This window comes from Paenibacillus thermotolerans, from assembly GCF_028745515.1.
GTDB lineage: Bacteria > Bacillota > Bacilli > Paenibacillales > YIM-B00363 > Paenibacillus_AE > Paenibacillus_AE thermotolerans.
In genome coordinates this window covers 25997-39853 of the sequence record NZ_JAQZSG010000029.1, presented here as the reverse complement: position 1 = coordinate 39853, position 13857 = coordinate 25997, and the positions used below count along the sequence as shown (strand labels likewise).

Sequence of the window (13857 nt, the reverse complement as noted above, 5' to 3'; positions counted from 1 at the left end):
TGATTGCTCCGGCTCCCATCTGCCGGCAAAGGAGATATGCTGATGAATCAGGAACAACAAAACCTGCATGAAAGAACGGCAGCCGTCACATTGCGGCTGCAGACGGTGAACGGTCTAACCGTTCCGTTTCAGAACGGGATTCCGGTCCCGTCCTTCGAGCCGCAAAACCGGCTGAAGCTCGATCTGGGCGGAGAGTGGAGGAAGAAGCGGTTTGACGCCGACCACGGCCTGTCGCTCGCACCGAGAGACGAAGCCTGGTTTAAGCGCGTGCAAGAGGCGGAGGGACCGCTTTGGCAAGCCCAATTTCCCGACGAGTCATGGGACACCCGCACGCTTCCTCTTCCGGAAAACAGGCTGCTTGCCAAAGAGGAGGCGAATTCCTCGGAGACGTATGAGAACGGGGTATGGTACCGCAGAACGTTCCGGCCGGACGAAGCGTTCCGCAATAAGGCGCTGACGCTTCACGCTTTAGGTGTCAGCTACGTATGCGACGTATGGGTGAACGGATCCTACGCCGGCATGCACGAGGGCGGCTTTACGCCGTTTGCGATGGACATCACTCCCCATGTGCGCATCGGCGAGCCGAATACGATCGCCATCCGCGTCGACAACCCGCCGTGGGGCAGCCGAGACGACGTGATTCCGGCTCAGCCGGGGACCGACTTCTTCAATTACACCGGCGTCATCCACGACCTATATATCGAAGCGGCATCACCGGTACATATCGCGCGCGCCGACGTGGTCCCGCTCGATCCGAACGGACGGTTCCGGGTGTCCGTCGCCGTCGAAAACCGGTCGTCCCAGCGTAAAGACGTCGTCGTCGACGGAACCGTCTATGAGGCTGACACCGAAAGCCCGGCGTTCAAGACGTCGCCTCGAGCCGACTTGATCAAAGGCGACGAAGCGCAAGTACAAGGCGAAATACGCCGCAGTCTAACGCTTCAGCCGAACGAAACGGCCGCATTCGTCGTAGAGGCGTCGATCGGCCAACCGAAGCTGTGGTCCGTATATGAGCCGAATCTGTACGTGCTGGAGCTGCAATTGAAAGAGGCGCACAAAGACGCGGGCGCCGATTCGATCGATACGTACGCGACTCAGTTCGGCATACGAACCGTGCGCACCGAGGGAAGGTACATACTGCTGAACGAAAAACCGGTCTTTCTCGCGGGAATTGCCCGTCATGAGGAGTGGCCGGATACCGGAAGGACCGCGCGCTGGGACCGAATTTGGTCCGATATGGAGCACATTGCCGCAATGCATGCGAACTTTGTCCGTACGGCGCACTATCCGAACCATATATATACGTCGATCGTTACGGACCGGCTCGGCTTACTGACCGTAAGCGAAATTCCGCTGTGGCAGTTCGAGACGAAGCACTTCGAAAAGCAGGAGGAGCGCAGGCTGTCGGACCAAATGTGGCGGGAAATGGTGTTTTCCCAGTATAACCGTCCTTCGGTGCTGATGTGGAGCACGCAGAACGAGTCGTCCGAGGTGCCGCTGCGCAAAATCTACAACGAGCGGCTCGTTAACGACCTGAGAAGCAACTATAACGACGGCAGGCTGCTGACTCAGAGCGCGGCGGCCGACCAGCCCGGCTATTGGGACGATTCGATGGAACCGCTTGACGCAGCCGGCTGGACGATGTATTTCGGCATTTTTCACGGCAGCACCTATTACGAAGGGACTCGCAAATTTCTGGAGGATGCGGGGCGAAGGTGGCCTGACAAGCCGATCTGGAATACGGAATTCGGCCATTGGAGCGGCCAGGCGGACAGCGAAGCGCACCATCAAGTGGAAACGTACCGCGAAACGTTCCGGGCGCTCATGGAGAGAGCGACGCTGTCGGCGGACGGAACGCTCAACGAGCATGGCATGTTAGCGGGTATCGACTTTTGGATTATGTATGACTGGTACGTGAACCACAACCAATGGATCGATACGTTCGGGATGTTCCACATGGACCGTAAAACCGAAAAGCCGGTAACCCCGATCATCCGTGAAGACTACCGCAAAATAACGGGCATAAACAAAGGTTTTCCCAAGGAATGACCGGTATTCTTTAAGGGTCTTACGCAATGAAAATTCACCGGATGATTTACATAATGAAAACGCGAAAAAAGTTGTTGAAATCGATTTCGTATTTTGGTACTTTGGTTGTAGGCAAAGTGAAAACGGATTCATTCCCTTTTTATGAAAGCTTTTACATAGGCGGATATGTTCATTTGTATTGCGAGTTCCCAACGGAAAAGTCCGACGCCGCCGCTCAAATCGGAATGTTTCAACGTTTAGTGAAATCGTTTTCCAATCATTTCTTCGGCGCTGCTGCTGCGGATACATTACACATGGTGTATCAATATAAATGAATCGGGGGATGCAGGTTGAAAAGCAACAAAGTATTTTTGCTGTTTTTGGTTTTCGCTTTGGCATTCGTGATGTTGGCAGGCTGCTCCGGCGGGTCGAAAGGCTCCGAATCCGAACAGCCGGATACGACGCAAACGACAAACACCGACCAGCCGGCGGACGATCGGGAAGAGCCTGCGGCTGAGAAGCCGGCATGGCAGACGGAACCGATCACCTTGAAATTTGCAAGCTGGGAAGATCCGAACATGGAAGCGGCGATGATGAAGGCTTTCATGGAGAAGTATCCGAACATTACCGTCGTGAAGGATGAGTCGATCAACTGGCCGTGGACCGACGCATTGGCGAACGCCGCAAGCGCAGGCACTTTGCCGGACGTGTTCTGGATGGAGAACGCGGCGGTCGCGGCAAACAACGAATGGCTGCTTGATATGCAGCCGTACTGGGAAGCCGACCCGGAAACGCAAACGCTGTTCCCGAACATCGCGAAGCAAGGCGTTTACAATGGCAAAAGGCTCGCACATCCGACATTCCAGTTTTTATTCGGCGTATTTTTGAACAAAACACTGTTCGAGAAAAGCAACTTGCCGCTTCCGTCCTATAACTGGACGATCGACGAAATGCTCGAAGCTGCGAAAGCGCTCGCAAAGCCTGACGAGCACATCTACGGCATCGCAGGCGCTTGGGGCAGCTTGATGTTCGAAGAGCACTTCCCGATGGCTAACGATAAATCGATCGGATACAACACGTGGGACGGAGAGAAGTTCCATTTCACGAACCAACAATGGATCGACGCGTACAATACGAGACTTGAGCTTAGAAGATTGAAAGTAGAAGAGCAAATGACAGGCGAGGAAAAGAAGGAAGTATTCGGCGACGAGGGCGCATGGCCGTTCATGAAAGGTAATGTAGCGATGCAAATCGACGGTTCCTGGAACCTCACCTGGCTGCCGGCCGAGATGGAGAAGGCAGGCGCCGGTCAAATCGACTTCTATCCGTACCCTGCAGGCGCAGCGGGTCAAAGAATGCCTGCCGTCCTTGACTTTATCGGTATTTCCGCCGGAACGGAGCATCCCGAAGCGGCTTACGAGCTGATGAAGTTTATGTCTTGGAGCAAAGAAGGCTGGACGAAGCGTCTTGAGCTTTACAAAGAGCTTGGCATTGCGGTAGACAAATTCCCGGTTGCCGACCAGCCTGAAATTTGGGATGCGCTCGGCGGCATGATGCCGACGGAAGGCGTCAAGGCGGCGTTCGCGCTTATGAAGGACGCAGTTCCGGACTTCAATAAGGCGCTTGCCGGCTGGTCCGAATACAAGCAATGGGAAGCCGACCAGAAGATCGGCGAGAAGATTTTCAACGGCGAGCTTACGCCTGCGGACGCGGCGAAGCAAATGGAAGACAAAGCGAACGAAATCGTAGGCCAGGCAATGGCGACGGTAGGCAAGTAATTATAAACCGCATAAGTGCGAAGGGCCTCTAGCGAGGCTCTTCGCACTTATAGCATTACAGAGTAGGCAGGGAGACCATGAAAAAAACGGCTAAAGTTTTCATTTCGTTTGTTTTGCTCGCCTCGCTGACTTGCGGTCAAGCGGCCGGGCCTCTCGCGCTCTTCCAAAGCGGCAAGGCGAGCGCTGCCGGCGAAACGAAGGCCGCGGAGATCGGAGCCGGACTTCTGGAAGAGAACTATTCTGTTGTACTGCAAGAGTGGGGGAAGCTTCCCGCCGTTTCCGGCGTAAACGTACCGGCTCGTCCTGTCGAAGGGGCCGCCCAAGGCCGTACCGTGCCGAAAGCGGACAGCTTCGGCTATCATGCGGATCCGATTCGCTGGGATGAAGGCAGCGAAATCAACTTTGAAGTGAATGTGGCTCAGACGGGGCTTTATCGCATTTCATTCGATTATTACATTTTGGACAAAAGCATTTTGCCGACCGAAGGATATGTCAAAATTAACGGAGAGTATCCGTACTATGAATCGCGGCGCATCGTGTTCCGCAATTTGTGGAAAAACCGGACCGACAATTTGAAGCTGGACCGGTACGGCAACGAGCTCATTCCCAGACCGGAGAAGGCGGACGGCTGGCAAAAAACGTACGCCTATGACGCAAGCTTCTTTCATATGGAACCGCTTTTATTTAAGCTGGAAGCGGGCAAAAACATCATTACGTTAGTCAATACACGGGGCGGCATGTTGCTTGGCGATGTCGCCGTCGAGTCCCCGTTGCAAATAAATACTTATGAGCAATACCTTAAGAAGCAAGGCATCCCGCCTTCCGGCGAGGAAGAGAAGAGCTTCATTGTCATCGAGGGCGAAGATTTCGTCTACAAGAACGATTCCTCCATCCGGCCGGTATCGGAAACGGAAAGCGCCTTAACTCCCTACGATACGCAGAAGAAGCTGCTGAATATTATAGACGGCGCATCGTGGGCGAAAGGCGGCCAATCGGTTACGTGGGAGCTCGATATCCCCAAGTCGGGCTATTATCATATCGGATTTAAGTATAAGCAGGACGAGAAGTACGATTTGCCGGTGTTCCGGATGATCGAGATCGACGGCAAGGTGCCGTTCGCCGAAGTGGAAAACTATCCGTTCGCTTACGGGAAGAAGTGGCGGAACGAAACGCTCGGCAGCAGAAAGGAAGCGTACCGGTTCTATCTCGAGCAAGGGAAGCACACGCTTACGGCAACCGTCAATTTGTCGAACCTGCGGCCGCTGGCGGAGGCGATGTCTTCGACGATGAAGGACATCAACTCCCTTACGCTGCAAATTCAGAAGCTGACCGGCAACAAGAAGGATGCTTATCGGGACTGGTCTTTGTCGGAATATATTCCGGATTTGGAGAAGACGTTGATCGGCTGGGCGGAGCGTCTGGAGCAGCAGCATGAAGCAATGGATCGGTTCAACCCGAACGTAAGCTCGATCGGCGAAATCAGCAACTTGACGGTCGCGGCGAAGCAGCTGCGCAAGCTGGCGAAGGAGCCGGATGAGCTGCCGAATCGGCTGAACCTGCTTTCCCAAGGCTCAAGCTCGGTGTCGCAGCTGTTAGGCGACTTGCTGCAGCGCGTCTCGGAATCGCCGATGTCGGTAGACAAAGTGTATGTGTATCAAAACTATGAGCTGCCTTCGGCGAACGCCGGATTTTTCAAACAGCTCGGCGAGAGCGTGAAACGGTTTTTCCTGTCGTTCGGACAGAAGCAGTATTCGATTAAAAATGCGGACGACGCGGAGCTGCAAGTTTGGGTGAACCGTCCGCGCCAATTCGTCGAACTGATGCAGAAGATGATCGACGAGCAGTATACGCCGGAAACGGGCGTTCAAGTGCAGCTGTCGGTCATGCCGGACGAGAACAAGCTCATCTTGGCCAACTCCTCCGGGGACGCGCCGGACGTCGCGCTCGGCGTCAACAACTGGATCCCCTACGAGCTCGCCATCCGAGGCGCCGTTATGGATTTGCGGAAGTTTGACGATTTCCCCGAAGTGATGGACAACTTCGCCAAAGGCGCGATCATTCCGTTCGCCTTCGAAGACGGAGTATACGCGATCCCCGAGACGCAAAATTTCTGGGTGCTGTTTTACCGCAAGGACATTATGGAATCGCTGAAGCTTCCCGTTCCGAGTACGTGGGACGACGTAGTCGACATTCTACCGGAGCTGCAGCGGCTGGGCATGAATTTTTACGAGCCGAACGCGCTGTTCCGCGGCTTCAAGCCGTTCGTATCCACCACGCCGTTCATCTATCAATTCGGCGGGGAGCTGTTTGCGGAGGACGGCATGTCCACCGCGATCGACAGCGAAGAAGCGCTTGAAGGCATTCGCTTCATGACGGATTTGTACACGATATACAACTTGCCGCAGGACGTGCCGAACTTTTACCACCATTTCCGTTACGGGACGATGCCGATCGGAATTTCCGACTTTGCGACGTATATCCAGCTGCGGACGGCGGCGCCGGAAATCGCGAACTGGTGGAGCATCGCGCTGCATCCGGGTGTCGAGAAGAACGGCGAGGTGGCCCGTTGGGCGCCTGGCGGAGGGCAGACCGGCATGATTTTCGACAGCAGCGACCGCAAAGAAGAAGGCTGGTCGTTCTTGAAATGGTGGATGTCCACAAACGTTCAAATCGAGTACGCAAATATGCTGCAAACGACGTTCGGCGAAACGTACATGTGGAATACCGCCAACCTGAACGCGTTCGAACAGCTGCCGTGGCCGGAAGAAGACAAGAAAGTCATTCTGGAGCAAATCAAGTGGATGAGAGAGCCGTCCCGCGTACCGGGAGCTTACATGGTCGAGCGCGAGATCAGCAACGTATGGAACAAGGTCGTATTCGACGGAGACAACCCGCGAACGACGATCGACGATTCCGTCATCAAGACGAACCGGGAGATCAAGCGGAAGATGGAAGAGTTCGACTACTATTCCGAAGGCAAAATCTTAAAGCCTTATCCGGTTCCGACTATACAATCGATAGATAAGTGGGTTGAGTGACATGAAGTTGCCGAAAAGAAATGAAGCGGATCTGTTGTTAACCCCTTCTGTCCGTCCATTAGGCGAGCCCAGGCGGCGGAAATGGAACGAAGCGTATTTGTTTCTGACCCCTTACGTCCTGATGTTCTTCGCGTTCATCGTCATTCCGGTGTCCGTCGCGATTCTACTGTCGCTCACGTACTTCAACACGGTGGAGACACCGGAATGGATCGGATTTAAAAACTACGTCGATATATTTACGCACGATGAAGTGTTCATGCAGAACGTTCTGCCGAATACGATCAAGTTCGCGCTCATCGTAGGCCCGGGAGGCTATGCGATCTCCTTTCTGCTTGCGTGGATGCTGGCGCAAATTCCGCACAAGCCGAGAACGATTCTGGCGCTGATCATCTACTCGCCGTCCATGACGTTCGGCGTCGCGATGGCCGTCGTATGGACGATTATCTTCAGCGGCGACCAGACCGGCTATTTAAACAGCATGCTGATGAATTACGGATTCATTCACGAGCCGATCCAGTGGCTCCAATCGCCGGATTACTTAATGACGATCATGATCATCGTGTCGCTCTGGAGCAGCATGGGCGTAGGCTTTTTGGCCATGCTGGCGGGGGTGCTGAACATCGACCAGTCGGTGTATGAAGCGGCTTATATCGACGGCATCAAAAATCGCTTTCAAGAAATTTTCTACATTACGATTCCGTCCATGAAGCCGCAAATGCTGTTCGGCGCCGTCATGGCGGTCGTCAACACGTTCCAGGCGGGGGACATCGGGGTGCAGCTCTCCGGAGCGAACCCGACGCCGCAGAACGCCGGGCAATTGATGGTGAACCATATTGCCGATTTCGGCTTTATCCGATACGAGATGGGCTATGCCGCCGCTTTGTCCGTCATATTGCTGGTCGGTATTTACGGTCTTTCCAAGCTATCTTGGAAGCTGTTCGGCGAAAAAGACTGACGGGGGGCTCGCGCATATGTCATACCAAGGTACAAAAATCAATCCGACGCGGTATCATAAAAGCCAATTTAAGTTTTTCGCGGTTCTCGTTCCGCTGGCCGTCTTCATGATGCTGCCGATCGTGTTCATCGTCTCTCACGCCTTCAAACCGATCGACGAGCTGTTCGCGTTTCCGCCGAGATTTTTCGTGGAGAAGCCGACGCTGGACAACTTCGAGCAGCTGTTTAAACAAACGTCGACCTCGGGCGTGCCGCTTAGCCGGTATTTGTTCAACAGCTTGATCGTAACGGCGGCCGTTATGTTTTTCTCCGTCTTTATGAGCGCGCTGGCGGGCTATGCGCTATCCAAGATGAAGTTCAAGCTCAAGGCGGCGATGTTTGAAATCAATACGCTGGCGCTCATGTTCGTTCCGATCGCGGTCGCCATTCCGAGATACTTGGTTATTGAGCGAGCCGGGATGATCGACACATACTGGGCGCACATCCTGCCGCTGCTCGCAATGCCGATCGGGCTGTTTCTGCTGAAGCAGTTCATCGACCAAATCCCGGAGGAACTGAAGGAGGCGGCGCTGATGGACGGCGCCGGCGAGTTCACCATCTTCCGCAAGGTCATTTTGCCGCTTATTATGCCGGCGCTGGCAACGGTTGCGATACTTTCGTTCCAAGCCGTGTGGAACAATATGGAAACGTCGTCCATGTACGTGAACGACGAAAGCTTGAAGACAATTCCGTTCTTTATGAACACAATGGTCGGGCTTCAAGGCAACACGGTCGCCGGTCAAGGGATGTCGGCCGCCGCTTCGCTCATTATGTTCCTGCCGAACCTGATCATCTTCATTCTGCTGCAGAGCAAGGTCATGAACACGATGGCCCATTCCGGATTGAAATAACAGGAGGCAAGCGATGAGAAACGTTAGCGTCAAATTAGTCATGAGCCTCCTGACCGTTGTGATCTGGCTCGGCTCATTCCCGCCTTCCGCCCTTGCGGATGCGCCTTATAAGACGTACACCTTAGACCACAACGGACGTTATGTGCGTACGCAGGATGCCTATTTCCCGCTGCAATCGATCGAGAAGGTCGGCGACCTTGAATTTAAAGCGCCGTCGGACCTGCATATCGACGCTGCGGATCGCATCTACGTTGCGGATACCGGAAATAAGCGCATCGTCGTCATCCAGCCCGACGGCACGCAGGCGGCCGCGTTCGGACAAGACGTGCTGAACGCTCCAACGGGGGTGTACGCCGACGGCCGCGGCTCGATCTTCGTAGCCGACGGCGGTGCGGGCTTCGTATTCCAGTTCGACGAGCAGGGACAGCTGAAGGCCAAGTTCGGAAGGCCCGATTCGCCGCTTTACGGGAAAAACAGCCCGTTCAAGCCGATGAAGGTGACGGTCGACAAGCGCGGCAACATCTACATTGTCAGCGAAGGCACGACGAACGGCGTCGTGCAGCTCAGCCCGTACGGCGATTTTCTCGGCTACTTCGGAAGCAACGATTCCGATGTGAACTTGAAAATCATGCTCCAGCGGATGTTGTTTACGAAGGAGCAGCGCATGAAGCTGTTCAAAAACATTCCGCCGACGCCCGTCAACATATCGATCGACGCGAAAGGCTTGATTTACACCGTTACGCCCGGGGATAAAGGGGCATCCATCAAAAAATTCAATATTTCCGGTTACAACCTCCTCGATACCGACATGATCTTCGACCCGTTCTTTACCGACCTCTTCATCGCCAAGAGCGGAAACATGTACGCCGTCGGACAGAAAGGGATTATCAAAGAGTACGATACCGAGGGAAATTTGCTGTTTTCCTTCGGCGCGCCGGACGACGGCAAATCTCGAATCGGCATGTTCTTGAATGCATCCGGCATTGCGGTGGATTCGAAGGAACAAATTTTCGTGCTGGATAAAGAGCGAAACAACATTCAAATTTTCGAGCCAACCGAGTTTACGCAGCAGGTGCATCAAGCATTGGAGCTTTACAAAGAAGGCTTTTACGTGAAAAGCCAGGAGCCTTGGAATCAAGTGCTTCGCAAAAACAACTTGTTCGACCTTGCGCATAGAGGACTCGGCGACGCTTATTACAAGCAGCAAATGTACGAGGCTGCGCTTGACGAGTATAAGATCGCGAACGATAAGGAGGGGTATTCCGACGCCTACTGGGAAATCCGTAACCGCTGGCTGCAGGAAAACCTGCTAACTTCATTTTTCACCCTTGCAGGCATTTACGTATTGTGGCGTCTGCTCAAGTGGATCCACAGAAGAACGGGGCTGTTCCGCCCGGTCGTATTCGTGAAGAACAAGATTACCGGACTTACGCTCGTGAAGCAGCTGTTATTTTTGTTTTATTTCATTAAAAATCCGATCGACGCGTATTACGGCATTAAGGAAGAAAAGAAGGCGTCGGTGCTTTCCGCGTCGATCCTATATATCGTTTTCTTCGCTGAATATTTACTCTCTCTCTATTATACGGGCTTTATATTTAATTCCGTCGACTTTTCCGAGATGCAGCTTTCAAGGGAGATCGCCGTCTTCTTCGTGCCGCTGGCGTTCTGGGTCATCTCCAATTATTTGATCAGCACGATCAACGACGGGGAAGGAAAGTTCAAGGACGTATACATCGGAACGATCTACGCGCTGACGCCGTATTTGGTATTCAAACCGATCGTCATCGTCGCATCGAATGTGCTGACCATTAACGACGCGTTTCTGTTCAGCTTTTCAAACACGATTATTTTCGCATGGTCGGGCTTGCTGTTGTTCTTGATGGTAAAAGAGCTTCACGATTATACGATCAGAGAGACGATTATCAATATTTTGATTACGCTGTTCGGCATGCTGATTCTCTCGCTAGTGCTCTTTATCGTGTACGTCCTTCTCGATCAAGTATTCGACTTTGTTTACTCTGTCATAAGGGAGGCTGCTGTCCGTGCGGAGCATTAACGCAAAACTGAAGCCGGTCGTCATCCTTGCGGCGGTCGCCGCCCTATTGCTCGCAGCTTTTGTTTGGGTAAACAACGGGCGGCCCGCAGCCGGAGACGGCCTGCAAGAAGAGGCGCCGGCCGGGCAAGATACGGCGGCTGCGGAAGAGACCCAAAGCCGGCCGCTTTCCGGCGAATACAAGAAGGTCGCGGAGAACGACCGCCTCATCTTGTTTCTGAAAGAGGAAAATCTCGCGATTCAGGTTCAGGAGAAGCAGTCCGGTTACGTATGGTCGTCGGTTGTGGAGGAAGGGGAGGATTCCAAGAACAACGCGGCTTGGAAAAACTTCATGGCCTCGGGGCTCGCCATCGAATATTTCAAGCAGGATATCCCGAAGCCTTCCCGGACCGATTTGCTCAGCGAAAAAAACAAATCGATCAACATCGAGCCGACGGATAACGGTTTTAAGGCGAAAGTTTATTTCGCCGATTTGAAGATCGGTCTCGAGCTGACCGTTGCGCTTGAAGGCGATCAGCTGGTCGTCGGCGTCGATAACGAAAGCATTCGCGAGACGCAGCAGTTCCAGCTCGCTTCCGTTTACGCTTACCCGTTCCTAGGCGCAACGCTTGCGGGACAAACGCCGGGCTATATGTTCATCCCGGACGGCTCGGGGGCGCTCATCTCGCTCGCAGACAACAAAGGGAAATACAAGTTCCCGTATGAGCAAAAGATTTACGGCGCGAATGAGGGACTGGAGGGCGTCAGCCGCGAAATTTTCACGAACGATCCGTATTCGATCGTGTTCCCGATCTTCGGCATTGTACACGGAGAAGGACGGCACGGTCTGCTCGGCGTCGTGGAGAAGGGCCGGTACAACGCCAAGATCGTCGCGTACCCGAACGGCGTGAACACGCAGTATAACTGGATTACGGCGCAATTTTTGTCCCGGGAATCTTATCTTCAGCCGACAAGCCGCTCTTTGGGAGGCGTCGTCGTACACGAGAAGGAAAGAAACCCGGAGGATTTGCAGACGCGGTACTTCTTCTTGAAGGATCAGGATGCCGATTACGTCGGCATGGCCAAGACGTACCGGAACTATCTCGAAGGCAAAGGCATGCTTACGCGGAAAGCCGAATCCGACGCCGATATTCCGATTCAGCTTGAGTTTCTCGGAGCGGAAACGGAGAACGGTTTGTTTACAAAGCAGTTCGTGCCGATGACGACCGTAAAACAGCTTCGCGACATTGTCGACGATGCGAGAAGCAGCGGGGTGGCGAACCCGCTTGTCGTGTACAAGGGATGGAACAAGGGCGGATTAACGGGAACGAGCCCTTCGAACGTTCAATTCGAGAGAAAGCTCGGCTCCGCCGGCGAGTTTTCCGATTTGATCGCCTATATGAAGGAGCAGCGCGTCCCGCTCTACTTCTACGACGATTACACGACCGCTTATGAGGAGTCCGGCCGGTTTGCGCCGCGTTCCGACGCGGTCAAGAAGGTCGACAAAACGATTCTCTCCGTTCCGACCTTTAAAAACGTGTATCCGGCCTACTATTTCCTCTCCGCCGACCGGGCGAAGGAAGTGGCCGAAAGCAATGCCGCGAAGTATAAGGCAAAGGGGATCGCGGGAGTCGCGGTCGGAAAGACGGGCTCTACGCTATTCTCCGAATGGGACGGCGGCAAGGTGCGGCACCGCGCGGAAACCGCAGGCACGTACGCGGTCATGATGGAGAGCCTCAAGGGAAGCGTCGAATCGGTGCTGATGTATGCTCCGAACGACTACATGCTGAAATATGCGGACCGCATTTTGAACGCGCCGATGCATTCGTCGAAGTTTATTTATACGAGCGAGACGGTTCCGTTCGTTCAGCTCGTGCTTAAGGGCTACAAGGACTACTTCGCGCCTTATGCGAATTTCAATGCGAACTCGGCCGAGGATCTGCTCCGGATGGTGGAGTACGGGGCGTATCCGTCTTACTTTTTGACGAGCGAATCGTCTTATAAGCTGAAATTTACGAATTCGGACGACGTGTACACTTCCTCGTACAAGGACTGGAAGGCGGACATCGTCTCCGTGTATCAAACCGTTAACAGCGCGCTTAAGCCGGTGCAGAACGCGACGGTTGAAGAGCGCAACGTTCTGAGCAAGGACGTCGTCGAGGTCGTGTACTCCAACGGAAAGGCGATTGTCGTCAATTACGGGGCGACCGATGCGAACGTGAACGGCACGGCAGTTCCCGCCAAAGGGTTTAAAGTAATCGAGGTGAATCGCTGATGGCAAAGCTGCGGGTATCGAATCGAAACAGACTGGCGTTGACCGGGTTAGCGTTCATCTCGCCTTGGATTGCGGGGTATTTGATATTCACCTTATGGCCGATGCTGTACTCGTTGTTCTTAAGCTTCCAGAGGGTGAAAATTACGCCGAAGGGCGTAAAAACCGAGTATGTGCAGTTCGACAATTACAAGGCGCTGTTTATATCCGATCCGGCATTCGTCGAGCGAGTGGTCGTTTATTTGAAATCGATGGTGCTCAACGTGCCGATTATCGTCGTGTTTTCGTTAATCATCGCGCTGCTGATCAACCAAAAAATCGTATTCAAGGGCGCGTTCCGGACGATCTTCTTCCTGCCGGTCATCATTACAAGCGGCCCGGTCATCAACGAATTGCTCGCCCAAGGGGCGACGACCATTCCGGGCATCGAAAATTACGGCGTGTTTTCCATGATCGAAAGCAGCTTCTCGCCGGCGATCGCCGAACCGATCACGTATTTGTTCAAGGAGATCATTATGATTCTTTGGTTCTCCGGCGTGCAAATTTTAATTTTCCTTGCCGGTCTGCAGAAGGTCGATACAGCGCTGTATGAAGCGGCCCGCATCGACGGCGCTTCGCCCTGGGAGTCGTTCTGGAAGGTAACGCTTCCGATGCTGATGCCGCTCGTCCTTGTCAACATCATCTATTCGATCGTAAACGTATCGACGTTCGCATTGAACGAGATCATCCTGCTGGTGAAGCAAAATATGTTCAGCACGATCACCGGCTTCGGTTACGCGACCGCCATGGCATGGACGTACTTCGTCATCATATCGGTCATTATGGCGATTTGGGCCGGACTGCTCAACATGAGACGAAGCTGAAG

General features: G+C 53.7%; 8 protein-coding genes. All 8 read left to right on the top strand.

Annotated elements, in window-relative coordinates:
• Positions 1–42: 42 nt before the first annotated feature.
• The 8 genes from PT964_RS20200 (at position 43) to PT964_RS20165 (ending at position 13855) form a co-directional block, all read left to right on the top strand.
• The gene (locus PT964_RS20200; RefSeq protein ID WP_274365163.1) at positions 43–2049 is read left to right on the top strand and encodes a glycoside hydrolase family 2 protein; all 2007 of its coding nucleotides are present in this window, start codon (positions 43–45) and stop codon (positions 2047–2049) included.
• A 329-nt stretch (positions 2050–2378) separates the two neighbouring features.
• Complete coding sequence (locus PT964_RS20195; RefSeq protein ID WP_274365162.1) at positions 2379–3806, top strand: type 2 periplasmic-binding domain-containing protein; 1428 nt, start codon at positions 2379–2381, stop codon at positions 3804–3806.
• Between the two features lie 77 nt (positions 3807–3883).
• Complete coding sequence (locus PT964_RS20190; RefSeq protein WP_274365161.1) at positions 3884–6844, top strand: extracellular solute-binding protein; 2961 nt, start codon at positions 3884–3886, stop codon at positions 6842–6844.
• A 1-nt stretch (position 6845) separates the two neighbouring features.
• Positions 6846–7799 (top strand): carbohydrate ABC transporter permease, encoded by a 954-nt coding sequence (locus PT964_RS20185; RefSeq protein ID WP_274365160.1) that lies wholly within the window; start codon positions 6846–6848, stop codon positions 7797–7799.
• Between the two features lie 16 nt (positions 7800–7815).
• Positions 7816–8688, top strand: a complete 873-nt coding sequence (locus PT964_RS20180; RefSeq protein ID WP_274365159.1) for a carbohydrate ABC transporter permease — start codon at positions 7816–7818, stop codon at positions 8686–8688.
• A gap of 13 nt (positions 8689–8701) precedes the next feature.
• Positions 8702–10744, top strand: coding sequence for a YIP1 family protein (locus PT964_RS20175; RefSeq protein WP_274365158.1), 2043 nt, complete (start codon positions 8702–8704; stop codon positions 10742–10744).
• Positions 10731–12995 (top strand): DUF5696 domain-containing protein, encoded by a 2265-nt coding sequence (locus PT964_RS20170; protein WP_274365157.1) that lies wholly within the window; start codon positions 10731–10733, stop codon positions 12993–12995. The genes PT964_RS20175 and PT964_RS20170 overlap by 14 nt, the downstream gene beginning before the upstream one ends.
• Complete coding sequence (locus tag PT964_RS20165; RefSeq protein ID WP_274365156.1) at positions 12995–13855, top strand: carbohydrate ABC transporter permease; 861 nt, start codon at positions 12995–12997, stop codon at positions 13853–13855. The genes PT964_RS20170 and PT964_RS20165 overlap by 1 nt, the downstream gene beginning before the upstream one ends.
• Positions 13856–13857: the final 2 nt, after the last annotated feature.

Coding starts and splice junctions, on each gene's coding strand:
- PT964_RS20200 (WP_274365163.1), top strand. CDS start 43: ATGAATCAGGAACAACAAAACCTGCATGAAAGAACGGCAGCCGTCACA.
- PT964_RS20190 (WP_274365161.1), top strand. CDS start 3,884: ATGAAAAAAACGGCTAAAGTTTTCATTTCGTTTGTTTTGCTCGCCTCG.
- PT964_RS20185 (WP_274365160.1), top strand. CDS start 6,846: ATGAAGTTGCCGAAAAGAAATGAAGCGGATCTGTTGTTAACCCCTTCT.
- PT964_RS20180 (WP_274365159.1), top strand. CDS start 7,816: ATGTCATACCAAGGTACAAAAATCAATCCGACGCGGTATCATAAAAGC.
- PT964_RS20175 (WP_274365158.1), top strand. CDS start 8,702: ATGAGAAACGTTAGCGTCAAATTAGTCATGAGCCTCCTGACCGTTGTG.
- PT964_RS20165 (WP_274365156.1), top strand. CDS start 12,995: ATGGCAAAGCTGCGGGTATCGAATCGAAACAGACTGGCGTTGACCGGG.